This is a genomic window from Prochlorococcus marinus str. MIT 0912 (genome assembly GCF_027359595.1).
Classification (GTDB): Bacteria; Cyanobacteriota; Cyanobacteriia; order PCC-6307; family Cyanobiaceae; genus Prochlorococcus_B; species Prochlorococcus_B marinus_C.
The window spans coordinates 1,707,605-1,731,056 of record NZ_CP114783.1; the positions used below are offsets into that span (position 1 = coordinate 1,707,605).

Here is a 23,452-nt window from a genome sequence, read left to right on the forward strand (position 1 = left end):
AATTCATGGATTAAATTCACTTAAAAACCTCCATATTTCAAAATTTTTTAAAGCTATTCAAATTCAAATAGGCAAAATGGACTATTTCAACTAATTATTTGTCGGCAAATTACAAAATCTCAGTCTCTTTGATTCAATTCCAGGTTTTTCTGCTTAAGGGATATATAGTTTATTTCAGTAAAATTTGTTCTGAGTAAAAACCTCGGTTATGGAAACCACTAGTTTTGGCTTTGCCGCAAGTCTTTTATTTGTTGGAGTACCAACTATTTTTCTTATTGGTTTGTTTGTTTCTACCAGTGATGGTGAAAAATCAAGCTTTTATTCAGATTCCAGCAAGGGTAGATTGAGTCCTAATCCTAAAAAGTAATTTAGGTCTTTTTTTCTCATAATTGATCTCAAGTAATTGCTTGAGATCTAAATTACTAATGAGGTTTTATCTCTAAGAGGTATTATTTCAAACTTTATTTATTAAATTAAAGCATTGATATAACTGTCTTTTTCAGGATGAGTTCAAGAAATAATCAATGGAAATTAATAAAAACCGTTTTACCCCAGCATACTGATCATGCTGGGGTTATGTGGCATGGATCTTATTTAAACTTCTTAGAAGAGGGTAGAATTGATGCTTTGGATCAACTTGGACTTTCATATTCAAAATTATCTGAAAAGGGATTTGAAATCCCAGTTATTTCAATTCAACTTAGATATAAAATTTCTTTTATTCATGGCGAAAAGGTTCTATTAAAGAGTCAATTTAAGCTAGAAAATAAAATAAGACTTAATTGTAAAACTTTATTCTTAAAATCAAATGGTGCTATTGGTGCAGAAGCAATAATTGGACTTGTTGTTGTAAGAAAAATAAATCACTCAATAAAGTTAGTAAAAGACTTACCAGTAGATATAAAAAAGATATTATTAATGCTCGAAGAAGGTCCTGAGTTTTAAAGAATTCAATTATTATTTATGATTTTGAAATCCATTACTGGTAATACCTTTCTTGAATGGAGACAAAAAATGATATCGAAAGGCGGCAGAAAAGTTGATTTTGATTGGCTTTTAGATATTGCGGCTGGAGTCTCTTGGAGTAAATTGCAAAGTATTATTTTGAATCCTGAGAATTTTATTTCCTTAGAAATCGAAACTGAAGAATTAGAAGTTATTTGGGAATCTCATATAAAAGATAAAACCCCACTTCAATATTTGATTTCTAAGTGCCCTTGGAGAGATATAGAGTTAGAGGTCTCAGAAGAGGCTCTTATCCCTAGGCAAGAAACTGAGCTTATGATTGATTTCGCTTTGAAAAAAGTGTCTAATATTGATCGTGGAAGATGGGCTGATCTCGGTACAGGATCTGGAGCTATTGCGGTATCGTTAGCTAAATCTCTTCCTGATTGGAATGGACATGCATTAGATATTAGTAATGAAGCACTAGGCCTAGCTAAAAAGAATTTAAAATCTATTGTGCCCAATGCGAATGTGAAATTCGCTTCAGGAGATTGGTGGGAGCCTTTAAAAAGATGGTGGGGAAGCTTTGATTTGGTTTTAAGTAATCCTCCTTATATACCCTCTGGTTTGATTGAAGAGTTAGAACCAGTGGTTAAAAATCATGAGCCTCGTATAGCTTTGGATGGCGGAGAGGATGGAATGAAGGCTTCTCGAGCAATCATCCTTGGGGCATCAAATGGACTTGCTAAAGGAGGTTGGTTAATTCTTGAACATCATTATGATCAAAGTGAAAAGATAACTAACCTTATGAAGAAAACTGGAATGGAAGAAGTTTCTTTTGAAAAAGATTTAAGTGGAATAAATCGTTATGCAATTTGTCGTAAAAAATAAAAATGATTACTGAGCTCTTGGGGATTTCTGACTTAGCTTTAAAGTTGAAAAAGGGATCTTTAGCTTTATTTCCTACTGATACGTTGCCAGCAATTTGCTCATACCCTAAATACTCAAAAAAAATTTGGACCATTAAGAAAAGGCCTTTAAGTAAGCCACTCATATTAATGGGAGGTTGCTTGGATGATTTGTTTGAATTTGTTCACCCTTGTGCGATAGAAGAAGGCTTGAAATTGGCAAAAATCTATTGGCCTGGAGCATTAACAATTGTTTTGCCAACAATTGGAAATTTATCTGAGTATTTGAATTGCCATTCTAATTCTGTGGGTTTTAGAGTCCCCGCTTTAGGACTTGCAAGAGATTTGCTGATGGAAACTGGTCCTCTTGCAACTACGAGTGCAAATATTTCTGGAGAAGCACCTGTTAAAGATGAGATAGAAGCTGAGATTGCATTCCCTGGGATTCCAATACTTTCTCCTATCCCTTGGCCAAAATCTTCTGGTATGGCAAGCACAGTTGTTGAATGGGAAAAGGGAAAGTGGAATTTGTTAAGGCCTGGTTCAGTCGTTTTGAAATAAAAGTAACTAATGATTTATCTGTTGTTAATAGTTTTTGTAGTTCAATCTATTTTTTGGTGGTTTTTAAGACTTCCCATAATTAGTATCGATTGGATAGTGGAATTAAAATTTTTAAACCTATTTTTTTCAGCTTTTTTAATTTGGATAATCTCTGGTAAATCCAAATAGATATTTTTGGTGGTTGTTTTTAAAATGCCGGCTAACAGATTTGAACTGATGACCTTCGCTTTACAAAAGCGCTGCTCTACCGCTGAGCTAAGCCGGCAATCGATTTATCTTACCTAAGAAAGTAATCTAAAAGTTAATCCATATAAGAAATTTGTTAAAATTCCTTTTTTAGCTAATAAAAGAAATAATGCCATCTTTTAATTGACTAGGAGATTTGATCTGTGCCTTCAGTTTCCTTAGAATTGTCTTCTGACTGATTATTGGGCTCTTTAAGTTTGATTTGACCAGTGATAGTTCTTTTTATTGGTAGGTTGGCAACTAATGCGGTCATGCGATCTTCTGTCTCAAGACTTACTGCGCCTTCATCTACATCTATTTCTACATACTTTGCTACCACCTCAAGTATTTCTTTTCTCATTTGATCTAAAAGTTCTGTACTGAGGTCTGATCGATCATGAGCTAATACAAGTTGCAATCTCTCTCTCGCAGTGCTAGCGCTAGACGGCTGTCTACGTAACAACTTGTTGATGATGTCTCTAAGTGTCATTGCCATTGCTTTAGAAAATTTTTGTTTGCATTAGTCTTCTGAATTTTGCACCAAAGCCAGAACTCTCCTCTAAGGGATCAATAAGTGGAATATCTTCTCCTTGTAATCTCTTGGCAATATTTAGATAACATTTAGCTGCTGGGGAATTAACGCTATTTAAAGTTAGAGGCTCTCCTCGGTTTGTACTGACAATTACTTGTTCATCCTCTAGCACAAGACCAAGTAGAGGTAAGGCTAAAATATCAGTCACATCATCGATAGAAAGCATTTCTTGGTTGGCCATCATCTTTGGCCTAACTCTATTAAGAACTAACTGGACTGGTTTTATAGCATTTGTATTAAGCAAACCAATTACTCTGTCTGCATCTCTTACTGCTGAAACCTCAGGATTGGTAACTACAATTGCTTCTTGAGACGCTGCCATAGCATTTTTAAATCCATCTTCAACTCCTGCAGGGCAGTCAATTAAAACGTAATTGAACTGTTCTTTTAACATGTCGACTATGCGCTTCATATCATCGGGTTTTAACCAATCAAGCATTCTTGGATTCCCAGCAGGAAGTAAAGATAGATTGGATTCTTGCTTATGTTTCACTAAGGCCTGATCAAGCCTGCATTCCTCTTCTAGAACTTCTTGCGCTGTATAAACAATTCGATTTTCAAGACCTAAAAGCAAATCCAAGTTTCTTAGACCAAAGTCTGCGTCTAAAACAGCAGTAGTTAAGCCCTGCCTTGCTAATGAAATGCCAAGATTTGCTGTAAGGGTTGTCTTGCCTACTCCACCTTTGCCAGAGCAGATAAGAATGACGCGTGTATCTGTCCCCACGGACCTCCTTGGATTCGACAAACTTTAGTTTGATTTTGATGAAGAAAAAAGCTTTATTGTTAGATCAGTAGCATTGGGTTTGCTTTTGAAGACATCTCTATGGACTTATGAAGTAATTTTTCTTGCTTTTTGTCTGAAAACATACAGGTTTTAGTTTTCTAGTTATTTAGGTCTCCAGTGGGGAAATTACAATTTCCTCGGAATCTATTCTTGCTTGCTCTGCAATACCAAGTTGAGGTTTCTCCTTGGGCCCTCTCGCAACTTTTTTAGCGATTCTTAGTTGTACCGGTCTTAGTTGAAGGGCCGATATTGTTGCTTGAGAGTTTCCTTTGCTGCCTGCATGCGCAATCCCAAGAAGTCTTCCCCAAATCATGATATTTCCCTCTGCACTAACTTTTGCGCCTGGATTCACATCTCCAAGGATTAATAAATCCCCAGGACTATCAAGATATTCTCCTGACCTGACAGTCCCTTGATGAAAATTGGTTCGTGAAAAAGTTAGATCTTTGTCATTTATATTTAATATATTATCTAAGCAATTTTCAAAACTAAATTGAGATTTATATCCTAGTGATTGAGAACTTACTATCGTCTTTGAAGACGTTGAGCAAAAACCAAAAACTTTACAATTATATTTACTCGCAATCTCTATTATTTCTGATATGTCGCTACATGAAAGATCGAGATTTTTAGAATCAATTTCTAAATTGCATGACTTTAGCATTTTTAATTTACTTTTTAAACACATTTTCCAATCTAGATATTCTTTATCATCGATATTGACTATTATTTTTTGGTTGTTTAAATTCATTTTTAATTATGTTTCGTTTTTAGCTTTTCGATCTCCATTCTTAATTCACTTTCTATTTCTTTTGGATAAATTAGCCATGAAGATTGATTAGGCTCTATTAATCTCTCAACTAATGGTGATACTTTCTCTAAAGCTTGTAAGTTCTCTCCATCCCATAAACGAAGTCCATATTTATAAGGATGATAACTCTTAACTATTTGTTCCCTTAATCCACAGGATATGTCTGGCTCAATGCAATGTTTCTCTGATAATATTCTAGCTTGAGCAAGAGCTTCTAGCCTTACCTCTAGGCAGAAGGAGGATATATTTAATGCTTTTAATAAATTTCTATTTATAAAACGACTACAGAGCGCAGATAGACTATCAAAGCCAGAGTCTTGCCATTGATGAATATGGTATCCAGTGACTATATCATCATTAGATAGAAAACTTTCTAAGCTCATTTCTTCATGATTCCACAGCCATTCAGACATATTTTTATCTGCCCATAGTTTTTTGGGGCCAATCTTCCTTGCAATTTGTATGATTTGCTCTAATAACCAATTACAAACTTCATTTAACCGGTGGTTATATACACTTCTATACATTAGATTCCTTATAACTAAATAATGCTCAACTGCCATTAATCCCTTGGGGTGTATCGCTAAATCTCCATCTGGAGCAATTATCATTGCTGATATTATTCTATCAATATCTAACTGCCCATATCTGGCACCTGTCGTATGACTATCTCTCATTAGGTAATCAAGTCGATCACAATCTAACTGACTGCTAATTAAAGAAATAATTAATTGTTCTGGAGCCTTTCTTGATTGAATTAAATCTGAAATTGCTTTTGCATTTCCCTCGCCATATTTATTAAGTATTTTAGTAAGTTCTTGATTTGAATTTATTAATTTTCCCGTCCATACTTCATGATTTATTTTAAATATCTCCTCACTTGTATGACTTAGTGGACCATGACCCAAATCATGCAAAAGAGCAGCTCCATAGAGAATGAATTTGTGTTCTTTTAATCTAGAATCCAACTCAGATAAATGATTTATTGCTCGTCTTGCTAGATGAAATACACCAAGAGAATGAGTAAATCTGCTTGACTCTGCACCATGAAATGTTAAATATGCCGGACCTAATTGTTTAATTCTTCTTAATCTTTGAAATGGGGAGGAATCTATTAATTCCATCACCATTTTTTCCTCCGGGATTGAGCTGTTTAATGAAATGGATTTATGCAGAGGGTCATAATAAGTTCTAGTTGACATTGCTTATTCAAGTTCTTTGCTAATTAATTGTTCTTTTTGCTCTTGACTTTCTTTTGATGACTTCTCTGAGACTTCTTCTTTATCTAAAGTGGCTTGCATAATCAATTCTGCATCTAAAAGCCATCTGTCTTCATCAGAACCTGGATTAAGTGGCTCTGGCATTTCTAAGATGCGATCAGGATCTATTCCAAGATTCTGTATGTCTCTTCCACTCGGAGTTAAATAGCTAGCAACTGTCACTGCTAAACCACTGCCATCACTTAGATTTGTTAAAGATTGAATGAGGCCTTTCCCAAAGGTTTTGTTTCCTATAAGCTCAGATCTTTGATTGTCTTGTAAAGCACCGGCTAGAATTTCACTGGCACTCGCTGTGCCTTCATTGACAAGCGTAACCATAGGCCCGTTATAAAGAGTTTCTATCCCAGAGCTGATCGGATCATTAATAGAATCTCTTTTTTTGGTTTCGACAATCGGCATATTGCTGAGGAAATCGTCGGCTACGGCAAGTCCGGAACTTACTAGGCCTCCAGAGTTATTTCTTAAGTCCAAAATCAGTCCATCTATGTCTTTCCCGGATAATTCTTCTAATGCTTCCTTCACTTGATCAGGAACTCCCTCACTAAATTGTGTGATTCTTAAGTAACCAAATGTATGAGATTCATTTCTTATCCTCTTAGTCCTAACTGGTCTTAAATCAACACTTCTCCTCTCTAAAGAAATTTCTATGATTTCATTGTCAGGTTTCTCTAATTCAACAATTACTTGAGTTCCAGTTTGCCCTCTCAATTTCGCTGCTGTTGCTTCAAGTCCTAATTGTTTTGGAGATTGACCATTGACTTTTTTTAAAATTGTTCCACTTGTAATACCAGCATCCGATGAAGGGGAGCCTTCAAGAGGAGATATTACAACTATTTCTCCGTCTTCTTTTCTTGCGCCCAACTGAAGGCCAACTCCATTAATTTCACTACCTATATTGCTTTTTTTCATCGCTTCGTAGTCCTCTGGTCTCAATAAGCGGGTATAAGGGTCTCCAAGAGGAAGAAGCATCGCTTCTATAGCTGAGTAGGCTTGCTGAGAATTGTTGATCGGTTTCTCAAGAGCTTTTTGACGAAGTTTTTTCCATTGAATTTCATCGAATTTCTTAGGATCTAAATAACCAGCATTAACAAGATTCCATGCCTCAATAACCAGCAATTGACCATCGTTGAGAGCAAAAGCGGGTTGAGTTAAGACTTGAAATAAAATCCCAAAGCTAATTAAAACTGCAATAAATCTCTGCAGTAGCTTAGTTAAAGATTTAACAGATAAAAGCATTGGATTGATCTTTTGCGGCGACCAAGGGGCACATCTAGTAAGATATTTGAAAATACAGTGCATAAGTGGATGGCGAATTCTTCACCGGTTTATGACTGGTTCCAGGAACGTCTTGAGATACAGGACATAGCTGATGATGTCACATCAAAATACGTTCCACCACATGTCAACATTTTTTATTGTCTTGGTGGGATAACACTGGTTTGTTTTTTGATTCAATTCGCGACTGGATTCGCGATGACCTTTTATTACAAACCTACAGTAACTGAAGCTTATAGCTCAGTTAGTTATCTGATGACAGATGTGAGCTTCGGTTGGTTGATTAGGTCAGTCCATAGATGGAGTGCCTCAATGATGGTACTCATGCTTATTTTGCATGTTTTTAGAGTTTATTTAACTGGTGGATTCAAAAGGCCTAGAGAATTGACATGGATAACTGGAGTGGTTATGGCTGTCATAACTGTTGCTTTTGGAGTTACAGGCTACTCATTGCCTTGGGATCAGGTCGGCTATTGGGCAGTTAAAATTGTTTCTGGAGTCCCTGCTGCCATCCCAGTTATTGGTGACTTTATGGTTGAACTGCTTAGAGGTGGTGAAAGTGTTGGTCAGTCAACCTTGACAAGGTTTTACAGTCTCCATACTTTCGTAATGCCATGGTTACTAGCAGTATTCATGTTGATGCACTTCCTAATGATTAGGAAACAAGGAATCTCCGGACCCTTATAGTTAAAAATTATTTATTCAAATAAACCTTAAATTTATTCAAAAACTTTCTTAAACCATGTCTACTCTTAAGAAACCTGACTTAGCTGATACAAAATTAAGAGCAAAACTTGCTAAAGGAATGGGTCACAATTATTACGGAGAGCCAGCTTGGCCAAATGATCTATTATATATATTCCCTGTGGTTATTCTTGGCACGATAGCATGCGTTGTTGGTTTAGCAGTTTTAGATCCTGCATTTCTTGGAGATAAAGCTAATCCGTTTGCAACTCCATTAGAGATTCTCCCTGAGTGGTATTTATACCCTGTGTTTCAAATTTTACGTGTTGTACCTAACAAGTTACTAGGTATTGCTCTGCAGACATTGATCCCTTTAGGTTTGATGATTCTTCCTTTTATCGAAAATATTAATAAATTTGCTAACCCTTTCAGAAGACCAGTAGCGATGTCACTATTTTTATTTGGAACAGTTTTGACAATGTATTTAGGAATTGGAGCATGCTTACCTATTGATAAGTCTTTGACTTTAGGTTTGTTTTAAAAACTTTCCTCTAAATCCAACATCAATACGTCATCAGGCGCAGCCCTCAATAAATGGTGAAGTAATAAAAATCCAACAATAGTCCATGTTTGATAAGTCCTAGATTGTTGACCTACCCATGTACCCGTTGGTCCATCAAAATATTCTGCCCATTTTTGTCTTGGGAGTTGATTCAATTGACTCCAATAACACTCTTCAATAAGAGCCCTCATTTGTCCCATTAATAAAACGTCAGCTTTTGGATATCGTTTTTCATGAAGCAATATAGAAGCACCAAAAAACCATAAAAGACTAGGCCAATGTCCTCCATTGTGATAACTCCATGGCCAGTTTTTAGGGTCAGAACCTGTTTTGTTTTGCCATTCCTCTATATCCATTGGTGGATGACAGATCCTCATTGGCATTTGTGCCATTAAGTGTTCACGGTTATGTAGAACTAGACGAAATAATGCTCTCTGCTGTGGTGCTGTCAATACTCCAAACATACATGCTAATGAATTTCCCAAGCTATAAAAACGAAAATCTGGTCTACCAGTTCTTATATTTCCTATAAGGTATCCACCTCTATTTTCGAGCCAATCTTGAAGCCATGAAGGAACTACTTGGGGCTGGACATTGAATTCATTTTGATGTTGATCTTCACCATATTGCTCAGTGGGCCTTCTTCTTAGAACTTGCATCGTTTTACTTGTAACCCAATAGTGCTTCAAAAGAAATTGCCGGAGATCATGCACCCACTGACGAGTTAAAACAAGCCTCTGATCAAGTAATCGACTTTTTTGATGCTTTCTGCTTAATTCCATTAATTGAATGCAGCTTTTTAGACATGCATGCAACAAGACCTCTACCTCAAGAGGAGCTCCCCAAACATCCATAGGCCGATCGATCATAAATGAACAATCTGGAACAAATAAAACTGGATTACCTTCAAAAGTTGGATGTAAAACTAAGTCAAGCAGAAGTTGAACACCCCTTTGAACCTGTTGACTTGTACCAAAACTATGATCACCACTTTTTCTTACATACAGCCAACAAAGTACTGGCCACCATAGGCTTGCATCAGCAGAGGTAATTCTTCCAATAGATCTCTGACCATAATCTGCTATTAATTTCCCTTTTTCTTCAACAAAACTTGTCGGAAAAACACCTCGTGTTTGATAGGTGGTGCTTTGCAAATCAAGACTTACTGTCAAGAATTTTTTGACAATGTCATATCTTTTTTGCGTTAACAGATAAATCATTACTGGGACGTTGTCCCTTAAAAAAATTTCTCCGTAATTGAGAGCGTCATTTTTTGTTGGATGTTCTAAGGCAGCGACACTCCCTGCAATATCTCCAGAAATTTCAATCAGAGTTTTTTCAAAATGTTCTTTAGCTCTTGCAACGACTTTGTCTTCATTCGAGTTGGGGCGAACCCTTTGATGCTGTTGGCTAAAACGTGCGGGCATTAAGATAATCTGTTGCCATCGCTAAAAGCTAGTTATGGCTTACTCCTTTGATATTGATAGTAAGAGGTAAAACATTTCATTTGCAACTTTGTTGCAAGTAAGTACTTCGAGGGTCTACAATATTCTTCTGCGCGAAAGTCAATCTTGAGCGTACTCAGTTAGCAAAAATTACGAAAGTATTTTTAGTTAAGTGGGAGTTTTACAACATTTGAAGACTAACCCCTTCTTTGTTGTAAGCTGAAAAACGGTCGAAAGATCGAAAAATGTTTTGGCTTTTGCCAAGACAGAACCTAGACAACTTAAAAGTTTAGGAACTGACGCTTTTATCGCGTCCGTTTCATTTTTTGAATCGGATGTAATGCGATAAGGGTGTGAGGTCCCGTCAAAAAGAAATTAGTTGCCAAATCTCGTAGCAAGATTGAATCTGAGTTTCACGGCTCTATTCAATTTTTTGTCTACATGAGGAAGCAACGACGGATCTGAGATCCGGGAAAGTCACGAAGATAAAACTAAGTGCACTCTTTAGAACCCTTATTAAAAACAAGGTGGCAACATTCACAATCAGTACGCCAGTGCTGTTATTAGTGGGAGAAGCAAATCAGACTGAGTAGAAATTAATTTTTACAATAGGGCCTGACTACAACGGAGAGTTTGATCCTGGCTCAGGATGAACGCTGGCGGCGTGCTTAACACATGCAAGTCGAACGAACCTTCGGGTTAGTGGCGGACGGGTGAGTAACGCGTGGGAATCTGCCCTCAGGAGGGGGATAACGGTTGGAAACGACCGCTAATACCCCATATGCCGAGAGGTGAAATGAATTTCGCCTGAGGATGAGCCCGCGTCTGATTAGCTTGTTGGTGAGGTAATGGCTCACCAAGGCTTCGATCAGTAGCTGGTCTGAGAGGATGATCAGCCACACTGGGACTGAGACACGGCCCAGACTCCTACGGGAGGCAGCAGTGGGGAATTTTCCGCAATGGGCGAAAGCCTGACGGAGCAACGCCGCGTGAGGGACGAAGGCCTCTGGGCTGTAAACCTCTTTTCTCAAGGAAGAAGATATGACGGTACTTGAGGAATAAGCCACGGCTAATTCCGTGCCAGCAGCCGCGGTAATACGGGAGTGGCAAGCGTTATCCGGAATTATTGGGCGTAAAGCGTCCGCAGGCGGCCTTTCAAGTCTGCTGTTAAAGCGTGGAGCTTAACTCCATCATGGCAGTGGAAACTGATAGGCTTGAGTATGGTAGGGGCAGAGGGAATTCCCGGTGTAGCGGTGAAATGCGTAGATATCGGGAAGAACACCAGTGGCGAAGGCGCTCTGCTGGGCCATAACTGACGCTCATGGACGAAAGCCAGGGGAGCGAAAGGGATTAGATACCCCTGTAGTCCTGGCCGTAAACGATGAACACTAGGTGTCGGGGGAATCGACCCCTTCGGTGTCGTAGCTAACGCGTTAAGTGTTCCGCCTGGGGAGTACGCACGCAAGTGTGAAACTCAAAGGAATTGACGGGGGCCCGCACAAGCGGTGGAGTATGTGGTTTAATTCGATGCAACGCGAAGAACCTTACCAGGGTTTGACATCCTGCGAACCTTTAAGAAATTAGAGGGTGCCTTCGGGAACGCAGTGACAGGTGGTGCATGGCTGTCGTCAGCTCGTGTCGTGAGATGTTGGGTTAAGTCCCGCAACGAGCGCAACCCACGTTTTTAGTTGCCAGCATTTAGTTGGGCACTCTAGAAAGACCGCCGGTGATAAACCGGAGGAAGGTGTGGATGACGTCAAGTCATCATGCCCCTTACATCCTGGGCTACACACGTACTACAATGCTACGGACAAAGGGCAGCAAACTCGCGAGAGCTAGCAAATCCCATAAACCGTGGCTCAGTTCAGATCGTAGGCTGCAACTCGCCTACGTGAAGTAGGAATCGCTAGTAATCGCAGGTCAGCATACTGCGGTGAATACGTTCCCGGGCCTTGTACACACCGCCCGTCACACCATGGAAGTTGGCCACGCCCGAAGTCGTTACTTTAACCCTTGTGGAGAAGGACGCCGAAGGTGGGGCTGATGACTGGGGTGAAGTCGTAACAAGGTAGCCGTACCGGAAGGTGCGGCTGGATCACCTCCTAACAGGGAGACAATCAATCGATTGTGATGTCTAAGTAATTATCTTAGGCCGCAATCCTGTCACCTTAAGGTCGATCGGTACCTCAGATTTTTGTATTAATTTTATAATTAATTCTTTGATTTCAGTTCCTAAACTTGTCTAGGTCACACTCAACAAGGGTTTCTCCTGGGCCATTAGCTCAGGTGGTTAGAGCGCACCCCTGATAAGGGTGAGGTCCCTGGTTCAAGTCCAGGATGGCCCATTCGTTGTTGGGGGTATAGCTCAGTTGGTAGAGCGCCTGCTTTGCAAGCAGGATGTCAGCGGTTCGAGTCCGCTTACCTCCACTGAAACCTCCCTGGTAACTAAATTCCGGAGAAAAATTTTAGGTGTGACTTTGATTGTCTATTTGAATAGAACCTAGCTTCTTATCATCTTTATCAAGTTGATAATATGCTGGGCTCACATGGTTTTACACCATGAGAATTCAGTAGAACCTTGAAAACTGCATAGATTAGAAAGAATAAAGCATCTCATGGATGCATAATTCTGTTTAAAAATTTAGCTTCAAAGCTAAGTTTTAAATACAGAATTCATGTTTAATTCTTGAGTAAAAGCCGAGCACAATTGATTTTGTGTTTGTATTTAAGGTCAAGCTACAAAGGGCTCATGGCGGATACCTTGGCACACAGAGGCGATGAAGGACGTGGTTACCTGCGATATGTCTCGGGGAGCTGGATACACGCTTTGATCCGGGAATTTCCGAATGGGGCAACCCTTAGAACGGCCAGTTGAATATATAGACTGGCACGAGCCAACCCAGCGAACTGAAACATCTTAGTAGCTGGAGGAAAGGAAAGTAAATAACGACTCCCTAAGTAGCGGCGAGCGAACGGGGAATAGCCCAAACCGATAGTTTCGACTATCGGGGTTGTGGGACAGAAATGTGGACTAACAAACCTAGAAGAAGCGCTTGAATGGCGCGCCACAGAGGGTGAAAGCCCCGTAATCGAAAGGAGAGTTAGCCTATCTGTATCCCGAGTAGCACGGAGCACGTGGAATTCCGTGTGAATCTGCGAGGACCACCTCGTAAGGCTAAGTACTCCTGTGTGACCGATAGTGAAACAGTACCGTGAGGGAAAGGTGAAAAGAACCCCGGGAGGGGAGTGAAATAGAACATGAAACCATGAGCCTACAAGCAATGGGAGCCCGACTTATCGGGTGACCGTGTGCCTGTTGAAGAATGAGCCGGCGACTTATAGGCACTGGCGGGTTAAACCGAAAATGGTGGAGCCATAGCGAAAGCGAGTCTGAATAGGGCGTTTTGTCAGTGTTTATAGACCCGAACCCTGGTGATCTAACCATGGCCAGGATGAAGCTTGGGTGATACCAAGTGGAGGTCCCAACCGACTGACGTTGAAAAGTCACCGGATGAGCTGTGGTTAGGGGTGAAATGCCAATCGAACCAGGAGCTAGCTGGTTCTCCCCGAAATACGTTGAGGCGTAGCGTCTAGTGCTCCAGCAGGGGGGTAAAGCGACCATTTCGGTGCGGGCTGCGAGAGCGGTACCAAATCGTGATGAACTCTGAATACCCTGTGTGTAACTAGGCAGTCAGACTGTGGGGGATAAGCTCCATAGTCGAAAGGGAAACAGCCCAGACCGCCAGCTAAGGTCCCAAAATCAACACTAAGTGATAAAGGAGGTGGGATTGCCCAGACAACCAGGAGGTTTGCTTAGAAGCAGCCATCCTCAAAGGAGTGCGTAATAGCCCACTGGTCGAGCGATCCTGCGCCGAAAATGAACGGGGCTAAGTGTTGTACCGAAGCTGCGGATTTATTTATAAATGGTAGGGGAGCGTTCTATGTGGGGTGAAGCGTTAGCGTAAGCGGGCGTGGACTGCATAGAAGTGAGAATGTCGGCTTGAGTAGCGAAAACATGGGTGAGAATCCCATGCCCCGAAACCCTAAGGGTTCCTCCGGCAGGCTCGTCCGCGGAGGGTTAGTCTGGTCCTAAGGTCAGGCCGAAAGGCGTAGTCGATGGATAACAGGTCAATATTCCTGTACCAGTTATGTTTTGGGAAGGGGGACGGAGAAGGCTAGCCAATCCAGATGTTGGTTACTGGTTCAAGCGTTCAAGGCTTTGAGGAACGGAGAAAACGTTCTGAGCTGAGGCGTGAGTACGAGCTGCTACGGCAGCGAAGTTGGTGATGTCATGCTTCCAAGAAAATCCCTATACCCGTTAAGGCATAACTGCCAGTACCCGAAACCGACACAGGTGGGGTGGTAGAGAATACCGAGGGGCGCGAGATAACTCTCTCTAAGGAACTCGGCAAAATGGTCCCGTAACTTCGGGAGAAGGGATGCCAGCGCGAGCTGGTCGCAGTGAAGAGGCCCAGGCGACTGTTTACCAAAAACACAGGTCTCCGCTAAGTCGCAAGACGATGTATGGGGGCTGACACCTGCCCAGTGCCGGAAGGTTAAGGAAGCTGGTTAGCGTAAGCGAAGCTAGTGACTGAAGCCCCGGTGAACGGCGGCCGTAACTATAACGGTCCTAAGGTAGCGAAATTCCTTGTCGGGTAAGTTCCGACCCGCACGAAAGGTGTAACGATCTGGGCGCTGTCTCGGAGAGAGGCTCGGCGAAATAGAATTGTCTGTGAAGATGCGGACTACATACACCCGGACAGAAAGACCCTATGAAGCTTTACTGCAGGTTGGTATTGTTCTCGGGCTCTGAATGCGCAGGATAGGTGGGAGACATTGATGTAGTGCTTTTGGGTGCTACTGAGTCAACGGTGAGATACCACTCTTTCAGAGCTAGAGATCTAACGTTTACCCGTTATCCGGGAAACGGACAGTATCTGCTGGGCAGTTTGACTGGGGCGGTCGCCTCCTAAAAGGTAACGGAGGCGCACAAAGGTTTCCTCAGGCTGGTTGGAAATCAGTCGTCGAGTGCAAAAGCAGAAGGAAGCTTGACTGTGAGACCTACAAGTCGAACAGGGACGAAAGTCGGTTTTAGTGATCCGACGGTTCTGAGTGGAAGGGCCGTCGCTCAACGGATAAAAGTTACTCTAGGGATAACAGGCTGATCTCCCCCAAGAGTTCACATCGACGGGGAGGTTTGGCACCTCGATGTCGGCTCATCGCAACCTGGGGCTGAAGTCGGTCCCAAGGGTTGGGCTGTTCGCCCATTAAAGCGGTACGCGAGCTGGGTTCAGAACGTCGTGAGACAGTTCGGTCCATATCCGGTGTATGCGCAGGAATATTGAGAGGATTTCTCCCTAGTACGAGAGGACCGGGAGGAACGCACCTCTGGTGTACCAGTTATCGTGCCAACGGTAAACGCTGGGTAGCCATGTGCGGAGTGGATAACCGCTGAAAGCATCTAAGTGGGAAGCCCACCTCAAGATGAGTATTCCCATGGTTTAAACCAGTAAGATCACGGGAAGAACACCCGTTGATAGGCTCTACGTGGAAGTCTGGTAACAGATGCAGCGGAGGAGTACTAATAGATCGAGGGCTTGACCTTCTTTTGTTTTTATTCAAATTATTGCTTTATTTTTTCTTTCTTATTTTTAATAACTTCTATGCAGTCTTCAGGGTTCATAAGTCACACTTACTATCCTGGTGTTCATGGCGATGTGGAACCACTCCGATCCATCTCGAACTCGGTTGTGAAACGCATCAGCGGCGACGATATTTGGGGGGTAGCCCCCTGAGAAAATAGCTCAATGCCAGGTAAAATATTAAAAAAAGAGTCCTTAGGGCTCTTTTTTTAATGATCAATTATTTTTGGCAATTAGGACACCAGTGTGTACTCCTCCCACAGATCTTTTCTCGCAAAATCTTATCTCCACATCTTTTACAGCTTTTACCACTTCTTCTATAAACCCAGGCTTGTCCACCATAATTTCCATTAATTCCCTCTAAATCTCTAAAGTCACTAAAAGTAGTTCCTCCTTCTCCGATACTTATATTTAAAATTTTGATAAGACTATTGCAAAGCCTTTTTAATTCAGAGCTTTTTAAATTTCTACTTTTAGTTTTTGGATTAATACCCGCATCGAATAATGTCTCATCTGCATATATATTCCCAACACCAGCAACAGTTTCTTGATCTAATAATGCAGATTTAATTGAGCGAGTTTTATTCTTTAAATATTCTTTTAAATATCTACTATTGAATTCAGAACTAAATGGCTCTGGCCCTAATCTTTTAATTCCTGATACGATTTCTGGGACTGATTTCGAGGTTGGTACGTACCACATCTGTCCAAAATTTCTAATATCTATAAAACGAAGTTCTTTACCTATTCCGTTGAAAAACCTAACTCTGGTATGTTTGCATGGGAGTATTGGTTCCTCTAGAAATTTAAATTGGCCTGTCATTCTAAGATGTACAACTAAAAAACCTTTGCTACTTTTATCCTTTGTATGTAGTGATCCTATTAAATATTTACCTCTTCTTTGCCAATTACCTAAATAACTATTTTTAATATTATCTATGAAACTTTTAGATCCACCATAACTTGCAATAGAGCGTTCTTTTAATACTTCTAATCTTTCAATATAAAAATCATTAAGAAGTTTTTCAAGTCCCTTCCTAACTGTTTCAACTTCAGGTAATTCTGGCAAAAGTAATAAACTACTAACTTGCGGCAGCTTCTAATTCTTTTGCTGAAAACTGACTGGTATTTGCACCTCCATCTACACCACTAAAAGCTTTGAAATCACATTTTTCAAATTTTACAGTTACTGGGTATCTCATTGAAGGAGATTTATCGATAGAGACTATTTCTCCAATTTGATTGAACCAGTATGATTCTTGGCGCAAAATGCGAACCTTATCTTTTCTAGCAAAGCTCATCTGACTTCTCTAAATAATTTATTATCATTATTATCTCTCAGAACAGGAGATATTTGTATTTGTGTCACAGACTGTCGCTGGTATCTTAAAAACTAGATCGCTTTTAGTAGATTTTATAGTTTCAGACAAAAATAATTCATATTGATTTTTGGGTTTATTTTCAATTAGCTTTGAAGTGTTGAACATTAAAAGAATTTATTTTTTGTGATATCAAAGCCATCTTTAGACCCCTCTTCTCTAAGTTTTGATTTACCTGATCCTGAGCAAGACGAATTAAGTAATATTGATTTCATCGAGAGATTAGAGAATGCATGGTCAATTTGTGAGCAGTTTGACTTGCAAACCGAAATATGGCGCGGAAGGATCTTACGTGTTGTAAGAGATAGAGAAAAGAGGGGAGGGGATGGTAGAGGTACAGGCTTTTTGCAGTGGTTAAGAGAGATGGAAATAAGTAAAAGCAAAGCATATTCTCTGATTCAATTAGCTGATTCCTCTGATAATTTGGTGGTTGAAGGAATTCTTGAAGAATCAAGTGTAAATAATTTTTCAAAAAGAGCTTTTATTGAAACGGCAAACGCGGAACCTGAGATTCAACATATGATTTCAGAGGCTGCTAATGAAGGGAAGGACATAACTAGAAGACAAGTAAAAAACTTAACTGATCAATTTATGGCTGCAACCAGTTCTCTTTTGCCTGATGAAATTAGAGAAAAAACGCAATCAAATTTATTGCCTGCCAAGTTTGTTGCGCCATTGGTAAGAGAATTATCAAAGTTGACGCCTACTCAGCAAGAGGAAATATGCGAAACTTTAAGAGAAAATCCTGAAATTGATTCAGTAAAAGATTTGACGAATACCGCTAAATGGATGGGGAAGTCTTTAGATGCTTCTCTAGCATTAAGAGCTTTTCATAATAAGAATTTAAATTTAGATAAAGCTACTCAAGAAGCTCTGAGGTTAGATTCTTTAGGAATACTTTCAGATGCTTTTGGACAAGCAAAAACTATAGAGAGTTGTATTTTAAAGTTTCATTCTGCTTGGAAAAGATTAGAAGGCTTACAAGAGAGACTATGGATTGAGTCTGGAAGTAGTACACCCTATTTAAGAGAGCTTTTAGATACCCTTCAAACGCTAACCGGTTCAACTATAAGAGTTTCTCTAGGAGAACTTTCAGGGGGGAAATCTTTGAGATTGCAAGTTGTTGAGGAAGACGCTGAAAGGTTGGAACCTCCATCTCTTGGAATTAATAAATAATTTAAAAATTAAAATCCTGATCACAAAAATCATTAATTAATTTAAACTCAAAATCAGTTTTAGGAAAATACCAGTTTGTCCAGTACGAATTATCTAATGTGTTATTTAATGCTCTCTTTGTGCAGTTAACAGCTAGATAGAAATATGTATTTTTCTTTGTTTTTGCTTGAGCGACATAATTGCCATCAAAGTATGTCCAGTCTGTCCAGTTGATTGTTATTGATCCATATTTTAACCATTTTGATTCTTTACTTCTTCTTATTTTTAATTTTATGTTCGGATTAATCTTTATAGGGTCATTTAATTTGTTCAAGGTATTAATTTTTTCTTTTGAAATTTTGTGAATCTCTGCTATGGCTGAAAGATTTTCTATTCTAGAAGTTTTATGATAAAAAACTTTCTTACTAGCTAATTTAATATTTTCTCTTCTATTTTCTATCTTATAGGTAGCTCCTTTTGGTAATAAGATAATCTGATCAAGCTTAATATATGAATCATTACTTAAATTATTTAAGGAAAGAATATCATTTAGATTAATATTGTAATTTCTTGCAATTTTATAAAGAGTATCTCCTTCAACAACTTTATAATTTAGATATTCATTTTTATTGTCTTTAGCATTTAATTTAAGAGGTATTATTATCATTTCTCCTTCTATTATTTTTGTCGCATCGTTGAAATTATTCTTATACATTAGTTCTTTTAGAGGAACTCCATATTGTTTGGATATTTTGAAAAGGGTATCGCCACGTTTTGCGATAATCTTTGTTTCTGCATTAACATCTAAAATAAATATTGATAAAAGAAAGATAATACTATTAATATAAAACAAACCAAGAGTTGTGTTTATATTTTTGTTCATCTCTAGTCTAAATTAATAATTTATATTGTAGATATTAAATTTAGCTTAACCTATTAATTTATTAAGTAAAGATAAATCCAATTTATAAGGCGGGTATCTGAAATTTAGATCTAGCCAAAAGGGTCTTTTTAAGATTGATTTATAATGAGTAAAGTTATCAAACCCAGCCTTGCCATGGTATTTTCCCATACCACTTGTTCCGACACCTCCAAATGGAAGTTCTGGTATTCCTGCTTGTAGAACAACATCATTAAAACAAACACCTCCCGAAGAGGTCATTGATAGTACTTTCCTTTGTTCATTTTCACCGCCTCCAAAAAGATAAAGAGCAAGGGGTTTGGGTAATAACTTGAAATCTGAAATGGCTTGGTCGAGATTTTTAATACTCAAAATAGGTAGCAATGGACCAAAAAGTTCTTCTTTCATTAGTGGATCATTTCGATTTTCGATTTTGATCAGAGTAGGGCTAATTCTTTTTTCTTTTTCATTGCTATCTCCTCCATAGATTATCTGGTTATTATTTTTTGCATGTTTTAGTAAATTATTAAGTCTGTTAAATTGTTTTTGATTGATAATGCTTCCCAGATGCTTTGAATGCAGAGGAGTATTGCCGTAGAAATCATTAATCGAATTTTTTAAATTAGAAATTAATGAATCAAAAAGTTTATGCTCAACTAGTAAATGATCAGGAGCAATACATGTTTGACCAGCGTTTAGACTTTTCCCCCATATGACTCTCTTAGCAGTTACTTCTAGATTTGCTCCATCGATAACAACAGCTGGGCTTTTCCCCCCAAGTTCTAAAGTTACTGGAGTGAGATTTTTTGAAGCGGCTTCCATTACTTTTTTCCCTATGTTTTCGCCACCTGTAAAAAAGACGTGATCAAATTGTCGAGTCATTAAATCAGCAGCAATGTTTCCATCTCCCTCAAAAACTTGCGCGATCTCTAGAGGGAAATGTTTTTCTATGAGTTTTTTTATCAGATTTGAGACGTTAGGAGCATGCTCGGAGGGCTTTAAAACAGCAGTGTTCCCAGCGGCTAATGCTCCTACTAATGGTTGAAGAGTTAGAGAAAAAGGATAATTCCATGGACCAATTATCAGTATGCAGCCCAACGGATCTGGCTGGATCAATGCTTGAGCTGGTTTAAGCGAAACTGGAACATTGATTTGTCGTGTCTTCATCCAATTGGATAAGTTTTTCTGTGCAAGTTTTATTTCCTGTCTGACAGCGATAATCTCGAAGAAAGCTTCTGTCGCGGGCTTTCCTAAATCCTTATTTAAAGCATTTAAGATTTCATTCTGATGATTTTCTAATAAATTTGATAGAGAATGAAGCTGTTCCCTTCTCCATTTTTCATTTCTTGTCTTGCCAGATAAAACTAGATCTTGTAATTGACTAAGTGAGAAATCTTCTAATGACATTGTTCTTTAAGATTTTTCTTCCTTCTAACAAAATAAATCATTCATTGAGGTTAAGGTCTAGAAAATAGACCCATAGTTATTTTAACTCGGTTTTGACTGCTATGCGCTTAAAGGACGATGCTGACTGCTGAAGATTAATAAGAATAGTAATTAAAACTATTAAAGGTAATAACCACTGCTTTCAGTAACAATAAAGAAAAAGCTTTTGAGTATTATTAACGAGTTACTTGTTTTGGATATTAGGCCTAAGATGTGATCCCTAGAAGTGAAAGATTGATTAATCATTTGTTTGTTGTTTTTATTTTCTCCTTAGCTTTTGTAGGTGTTGCTGAGGTGATGTACTGGTTATATAAAAAAGAATATCTTAGGGCTAAAGCTAAATATCTAAGAGAATTAATAGATCAAAAAAATGATTTAAGTAGTTTGAATGAACCCTTTTATACATGTGTATATGAAAAATGGAACTCCGGAGAAATGCCTCTAACAGAGGCTAATACTTTGTGCAGTATAAAGTTTGAACAAAATTAGTGAGCCCTATAGCAATTTTTTAATAATTTCATTACTATATTTTCAAGATATAATTAGTGTTTGATTGAAAATATTTTATGACTATTAATTTTTTTATAAGTAAATACTTTAGGTGCGTAATAATAACTGTCTTCGTTGTTATTTTGACTACTAATATTATTTTTCTAGATACTGATATCATTAGTGATTTCTTTTATAAAATTGTAAGCGGTTTAAATTCAAATAATTTTTTTAGTTTAATATTAGTATTCTTATTATTTATATTAAGATCCACTAGTATAATAATACCAGTTTTACCTGGGACAATATTTTCCGCTGCTGCTGGTTTTCAGTTTGGCTTTACGCAGGGACTAATTATTATATTTTTTGCAGATTTTTTCTCTTGTTCAATATCATTTATGCTGGCCAGAAAATTAGGAAGAAGTTATATTAGTAGATTACTCGGTTCAAGGCAAATGAGAAAAGTTGAAAGCATTAGTCAAGATTATCTAGAAAATAATTATTTCCTTATGACAGCTCTTCTGATGTCAGGGTTCTTTGATTTTGTTTGCTATGCAATAGGACTAACAAAGATAACTTGGAAAAGGTTTATGCCTGCTTTGATTTTTAGCATAATAATCTCAGATTCCCCTTTTGTTGCTAGTGGTTTTGCTGCAAGAAGAATTAAGGATATTGGATTGAAAAACTTCTTACAAAAAATATTAAATGGAGAATTAGATATGATTTCTGGAAATTATCTTTTTCTATTCATAACATCTTTTCTAATAATTTTCACTTTAGCAATTATAAATATATATTTAAATAAAAAATCTAATATTATTAAGTAATTAATTTGCAAAAAAAAAAGCCCTTAAGAAATCAAGGGCAAATAGAAACTTTAATTGTCTCTAGCTTTGGTAAGACTTACCTCTGTATGTAAGTTGTACATGCTGCTTTTCTACAACTGCTTTTTGCTGGTTGTACTTTAGACCTCTGTAGGTTAAAGACATTTTTTTTTCTCCGAAATATGCTCAAGTCCCCGTTCCTTGGCTTGAGTCAAACTGCGGCTCATCGTTTAATGAGTTGAACGTTTTTGGTAGTTTTTGCTACAGATTTACTATAAACATAATATTTTATTGTCGATGTTCACCTTGTTACATAAAGTTGACTGTCTTTGCTTAGGCAAGACTTTATCAATGCTTATGATCTGTGACAGTTGAAGAACTCAAATACTCAGCCTACCTCTTATCAAAAACGTTGATTAAGTTTAATTTGTGAGGAGTTGAGATCCTCCGCAGTGGAAACAAGGAAACACTTGCGCCTGATCTCACAAAGAAACCGCCCTAACAGAACTGGGCGGTTTTTTTGTTCCTTTTCTAGGATGGTTTAATCATATTTCCACTTCCCCAAGTTGTTTTAGGATTACTGCTTTTAAGCACAGCATTAGTTTTGATTTTTGATATCAGATACAACCCATTCGGAAACAGTGAGGACGATATCTAATTAGGAATTTTTTCGGATGCAGACCCTTGGTGGAATTGATTAGAAAAGGAAAAGCAGAACAACTCCTCACACAATCCGTTCTGTACATGAAGAGAGGGACTCAAGGTCGCTGAAGCAGCAGGGTCCCTTTCTTAATACCATTGTTAATTAATTAAATCAGTCTCCTTTATCGTGGATATCTCCTGAATAAGATTGAGTTCCTATCTCTGGTGGTGGATTATTTCCGAAGTCATCAACTAAAGCATCTGCTTCACTTGTAAAAAGTTTGGTGAACCATTGCTTAGTTGCAATAATTGCTGTCCAGATCTTGTCTCTTTTTCTAGTCATAGAGATACCTCGAATTAAGTAAGGGGGTATGTGTGTATGTGTTTACTCTCTTCGAGTTCATCACCCCAGAGATTGAAGTGTTTTGACTCCTGATTTTGTTGTACTCCTCTTAAATGGAAATTCATATGGGTGAGAACACCAAAGTATTTCTACAGTTGGGTTCTCTGCATAGATATTTTTGATTAGTGGAAGTAGATATAAAGCAAGGAACTATTAGGAGGTCTAACCATGTCATGCGGTAATCCTTTTAAACATGCAATCGAAGACGTAAAGGAAACATTCTCGAAATCTTGTGGAGTTCCTATGCAAGGGAACGATTGGTGTGATCTGGTTTCGAATTATGAAACTGATTTTGATGAGGTCGATTACGAGAATGAATGCTTGCAGTTTGGTAACTGCTCAATGGACTACTAAAAAACATTGAACTAACAGGAGTTTTTTCTCATGTTCACCAGATCTAGATTTGCTAAAAATGCATTAGGAGTTCTAGCACTTCCGTTCCAGTAGATGGTTGGTTAGTCAGTGTGGATAGTTCAATTGGATACAAGAGTGCTGAACT

At 38.5% G+C, this 23,452-nt stretch carries 22 protein-coding genes, 3 tRNA genes and 3 rRNA genes; 15 read left to right on the forward strand and 13 right to left on the reverse strand.

Annotation, left to right across the window (positions count from 1 at the left end):
* Window positions 1-208 precede the first annotated feature (208 nt).
* The 4 genes from psbM to O5640_RS09775 all read left to right on the forward strand — a co-directional run bounded on the left by psbM (window position 209) and on the right by O5640_RS09775 (window position 2,414).
* Window positions 209-367 carry a photosystem II reaction center protein PsbM gene (psbM, locus tag O5640_RS09760; RefSeq protein WP_269612279.1) on the forward strand — a complete coding sequence of 53 codons (159 nt, stop codon included), beginning with the start codon at window positions 209-211 and terminating at the stop codon, window positions 365-367.
* 137 nt (window positions 368-504) lie between these two features.
* On the forward strand, window positions 505-945 hold the full coding sequence (locus O5640_RS09765) for an acyl-CoA thioesterase (RefSeq protein WP_269612280.1): 441 nt from the start codon (window positions 505-507) through the stop codon (window positions 943-945).
* A gap of 69 nt (window positions 946-1,014) precedes the next feature.
* Window positions 1,015-1,836 (forward strand): peptide chain release factor N(5)-glutamine methyltransferase, encoded by an 822-nt coding sequence (gene prmC, locus O5640_RS09770; RefSeq protein ID WP_269613846.1) that lies wholly within the window; start codon window positions 1,015-1,017, stop codon window positions 1,834-1,836.
* A 17-nt stretch (window positions 1,837-1,853) separates the two neighbouring features.
* Window positions 1,854-2,414 carry an L-threonylcarbamoyladenylate synthase gene (locus tag O5640_RS09775; protein ID WP_269612282.1) on the forward strand — a complete coding sequence of 187 codons (561 nt, stop codon included), beginning with the start codon at window positions 1,854-1,856 and terminating at the stop codon, window positions 2,412-2,414.
* A gap of 193 nt (window positions 2,415-2,607) precedes the next feature.
* Here O5640_RS09775 and O5640_RS09780 read toward each other — a convergent pair.
* From O5640_RS09780 to ctpZ, 6 genes are all read right to left on the reverse strand, one after another.
* Window positions 2,608-2,679, reverse strand: a tRNA-Thr gene (locus tag O5640_RS09780).
* A 108-nt stretch (window positions 2,680-2,787) separates the two neighbouring features.
* Complete coding sequence (minE, locus tag O5640_RS09785; protein WP_420063687.1) at window positions 2,788-3,135, reverse strand: cell division topological specificity factor MinE; 348 nt, start codon at window positions 3,133-3,135, stop codon at window positions 2,788-2,790.
* A 4-nt stretch (window positions 3,136-3,139) separates the two neighbouring features.
* Window positions 3,140-3,955: a septum site-determining protein MinD gene (gene minD / locus O5640_RS09790; RefSeq protein WP_269613848.1), complete on the reverse strand. Its 816-nt coding sequence runs from the start codon at window positions 3,953-3,955 to the stop codon at window positions 3,140-3,142.
* Between the two features lie 166 nt (window positions 3,956-4,121).
* Entirely contained in the window at window positions 4,122-4,766 is a 645-nt protein-coding gene (gene minC / locus O5640_RS09795; protein ID WP_269612283.1) for a septum site-determining protein MinC, read from the reverse strand.
* Window positions 4,767-4,768: 2 nt separating this feature from the next.
* Complete coding sequence (locus tag O5640_RS09800; RefSeq protein WP_269612284.1) at window positions 4,769-6,028, reverse strand: HD domain-containing protein; 1,260 nt, start codon at window positions 6,026-6,028, stop codon at window positions 4,769-4,771.
* Between the two features lie 3 nt (window positions 6,029-6,031).
* Window positions 6,032-7,342 carry a carboxyl-terminal processing protease CtpZ gene (gene ctpZ, locus O5640_RS09805; RefSeq protein WP_269612285.1) on the reverse strand — a complete coding sequence of 437 codons (1,311 nt, stop codon included), beginning with the start codon at window positions 7,340-7,342 and terminating at the stop codon, window positions 6,032-6,034.
* A 69-nt stretch (window positions 7,343-7,411) separates the two neighbouring features.
* On the opposite strand from ctpZ, the gene petB reads away from it, so the two are divergent.
* Window positions 7,412-8,068 carry a cytochrome b6 gene (gene petB, locus O5640_RS09810; RefSeq protein ID WP_011294336.1) on the forward strand — a complete coding sequence of 219 codons (657 nt, stop codon included), beginning with the start codon at window positions 7,412-7,414 and terminating at the stop codon, window positions 8,066-8,068.
* Window positions 8,069-8,123: 55 nt separating this feature from the next.
* Window positions 8,124-8,606 (forward strand): cytochrome b6-f complex subunit IV, encoded by a 483-nt coding sequence (gene petD / locus O5640_RS09815; protein ID WP_269612286.1) that lies wholly within the window; start codon window positions 8,124-8,126, stop codon window positions 8,604-8,606.
* Here the strand turns inward: petD and O5640_RS09820 are convergent.
* Window positions 8,603-10,054: a glycoside hydrolase 100 family protein gene (locus O5640_RS09820; protein WP_269612287.1), complete on the reverse strand. Its 1,452-nt coding sequence runs from the start codon at window positions 10,052-10,054 to the stop codon at window positions 8,603-8,605. The two genes, petD and O5640_RS09820, sit on opposite strands and share 4 nt — an antisense overlap.
* 639 nt (window positions 10,055-10,693) lie before the next feature.
* Between O5640_RS09820 and O5640_RS09825 the strand changes: the two genes are divergently transcribed.
* From O5640_RS09825 to rrf, 5 genes are all read left to right on the forward strand, one after another.
* Window positions 10,694-12,178, forward strand: a 16S ribosomal RNA gene (locus tag O5640_RS09825).
* A gap of 165 nt (window positions 12,179-12,343) precedes the next feature.
* Window positions 12,344-12,417: transfer RNA gene (locus O5640_RS09830), tRNA-Ile, on the forward strand.
* Between the two features lie 9 nt (window positions 12,418-12,426).
* A tRNA-Ala gene (locus tag O5640_RS09835) sits at window positions 12,427-12,499 on the forward strand.
* A gap of 302 nt (window positions 12,500-12,801) precedes the next feature.
* Window positions 12,802-15,677, forward strand: a 23S ribosomal RNA gene (locus O5640_RS09840).
* 94 nt (window positions 15,678-15,771) lie between these two features.
* A 5S ribosomal RNA gene (gene rrf, locus O5640_RS09845) occupies window positions 15,772-15,888 on the forward strand.
* Together the 16S, 23S and 5S rRNA genes with 2 tRNA genes alongside form the textbook arrangement of a ribosomal RNA operon.
* A gap of 46 nt (window positions 15,889-15,934) precedes the next feature.
* Here the strand turns inward: rrf and O5640_RS09850 are convergent.
* Window positions 15,935-16,783 (reverse strand): DNA-formamidopyrimidine glycosylase, encoded by an 849-nt coding sequence (locus O5640_RS09850; RefSeq protein WP_269612288.1) that lies wholly within the window; start codon window positions 16,781-16,783, stop codon window positions 15,935-15,937.
* A 13-nt stretch (window positions 16,784-16,796) separates the two neighbouring features.
* Window positions 16,797-17,015, reverse strand: a complete 219-nt coding sequence (locus O5640_RS09855; RefSeq protein ID WP_269612289.1) for a photosystem I reaction center subunit IV — start codon at window positions 17,013-17,015, stop codon at window positions 16,797-16,799.
* A gap of 204 nt (window positions 17,016-17,219) precedes the next feature.
* Between O5640_RS09855 and O5640_RS09860 the strand changes: the two genes are divergently transcribed.
* Window positions 17,220-18,269 carry a hypothetical protein gene (locus O5640_RS09860; protein WP_269612290.1) on the forward strand — a complete coding sequence of 350 codons (1,050 nt, stop codon included), beginning with the start codon at window positions 17,220-17,222 and terminating at the stop codon, window positions 18,267-18,269.
* 1 nt (window position 18,270) lies between these two features.
* Here the strand turns inward: O5640_RS09860 and O5640_RS09865 are convergent, their stop codons facing one another.
* Both O5640_RS09865 and O5640_RS09870 read right to left on the reverse strand, forming a co-directional pair.
* Window positions 18,271-19,131 (reverse strand): lytic transglycosylase, encoded by an 861-nt coding sequence (locus tag O5640_RS09865; protein ID WP_269612291.1) that lies wholly within the window; start codon window positions 19,129-19,131, stop codon window positions 18,271-18,273.
* A gap of 45 nt (window positions 19,132-19,176) precedes the next feature.
* Complete coding sequence (locus tag O5640_RS09870; protein ID WP_269612292.1) at window positions 19,177-20,556, reverse strand: aldehyde dehydrogenase family protein; 1,380 nt, start codon at window positions 20,554-20,556, stop codon at window positions 19,177-19,179.
* Window positions 20,557-20,808: 252 nt separating this feature from the next.
* Here O5640_RS09870 and O5640_RS09875 point away from each other — a divergent pair, with 252 nt between their 5' ends.
* Window positions 20,809-21,084, forward strand: coding sequence for a hypothetical protein (locus O5640_RS09875; RefSeq protein ID WP_269612294.1), 276 nt, complete (start codon window positions 20,809-20,811; stop codon window positions 21,082-21,084).
* A 143-nt stretch (window positions 21,085-21,227) separates the two neighbouring features.
* A complete protein-coding gene (locus O5640_RS09880; RefSeq protein WP_269612295.1) occupies window positions 21,228-21,911 on the forward strand; it encodes a TVP38/TMEM64 family protein in 684 nt (227 codons plus the stop codon).
* 60 nt (window positions 21,912-21,971) lie between these two features.
* Here the strand turns inward: O5640_RS09880 and O5640_RS10865 are convergent, their stop codons facing one another.
* Together O5640_RS10865 and O5640_RS09885 are read right to left on the reverse strand one after the other, a co-directional pair.
* A complete protein-coding gene (locus tag O5640_RS10865) occupies window positions 21,972-22,073 on the reverse strand; it encodes a DUF4278 domain-containing protein (RefSeq protein ID WP_420063688.1) in 102 nt (33 codons plus the stop codon).
* Window positions 22,074-22,722: 649 nt separating this feature from the next.
* Window positions 22,723-22,893, reverse strand: coding sequence for a hypothetical protein (locus O5640_RS09885; protein WP_269603941.1), 171 nt, complete (start codon window positions 22,891-22,893; stop codon window positions 22,723-22,725).
* Between the two features lie 228 nt (window positions 22,894-23,121).
* Between O5640_RS09885 and O5640_RS09890 the strand changes: the two genes are divergently transcribed.
* The gene (locus O5640_RS09890) at window positions 23,122-23,307 is read left to right on the forward strand and encodes a hypothetical protein (protein WP_269612303.1); all 186 of its coding nucleotides are present in this window, start codon (window positions 23,122-23,124) and stop codon (window positions 23,305-23,307) included.
* Window positions 23,308-23,452 lie beyond the last annotated feature (145 nt).

Excerpts from the sequence above, each read along its gene's own strand:
- O5640_RS09800 (WP_269612284.1), bottom strand. The coding sequence starts at position 6,028 with ATGTCAACTAGAACTTATTATGACCCTCTGCATAAATCCATTTCATTA.
- ctpZ (WP_269612285.1), bottom strand. The coding sequence starts at position 7,342 with ATGCTTTTATCTGTTAAATCTTTAACTAAGCTACTGCAGAGATTTATT.
- O5640_RS09890 (WP_269612303.1), top strand. The coding sequence starts at position 23,122 with ATGTCATGCGGTAATCCTTTTAAACATGCAATCGAAGACGTAAAGGAA.
- minC (WP_269612283.1), bottom strand. The coding sequence starts at position 4,766 with ATGAATTTAAACAACCAAAAAATAATAGTCAATATCGATGATAAAGAA.
- O5640_RS10865 (WP_420063688.1), bottom strand. The coding sequence starts at position 22,073 with ATGTCTTTAACCTACAGAGGTCTAAAGTACAACCAGCAAAAAGCAGTT.
- O5640_RS09855 (WP_269612289.1), bottom strand. The coding sequence starts at position 17,015 with ATGAGCTTTGCTAGAAAAGATAAGGTTCGCATTTTGCGCCAAGAATCA.
- psbM (WP_269612279.1), top strand. The coding sequence starts at position 209 with ATGGAAACCACTAGTTTTGGCTTTGCCGCAAGTCTTTTATTTGTTGGA.
- petD (WP_269612286.1), top strand. The coding sequence starts at position 8,124 with ATGTCTACTCTTAAGAAACCTGACTTAGCTGATACAAAATTAAGAGCA.
- petB (WP_011294336.1), top strand. The coding sequence starts at position 7,412 with ATGGCGAATTCTTCACCGGTTTATGACTGGTTCCAGGAACGTCTTGAG.
- O5640_RS09820 (WP_269612287.1), bottom strand. The coding sequence starts at position 10,054 with ATGCCCGCACGTTTTAGCCAACAGCATCAAAGGGTTCGCCCCAACTCG.
- O5640_RS09865 (WP_269612291.1), bottom strand. The coding sequence starts at position 19,131 with ATGAACAAAAATATAAACACAACTCTTGGTTTGTTTTATATTAATAGT.
- minE (WP_420063687.1), bottom strand. The coding sequence starts at position 3,135 with ATGGCAATGACACTTAGAGACATCATCAACAAGTTGTTACGTAGACAG.
- O5640_RS09765 (WP_269612280.1), top strand. The coding sequence starts at position 505 with ATGAGTTCAAGAAATAATCAATGGAAATTAATAAAAACCGTTTTACCC.
- O5640_RS09885 (WP_269603941.1), bottom strand. The coding sequence starts at position 22,893 with ATGACTAGAAAAAGAGACAAGATCTGGACAGCAATTATTGCAACTAAG.
- O5640_RS09870 (WP_269612292.1), bottom strand. The coding sequence starts at position 20,556 with ATGTCATTAGAAGATTTCTCACTTAGTCAATTACAAGATCTAGTTTTA.
- prmC (WP_269613846.1), top strand. The coding sequence starts at position 1,015 with ATGATATCGAAAGGCGGCAGAAAAGTTGATTTTGATTGGCTTTTAGAT.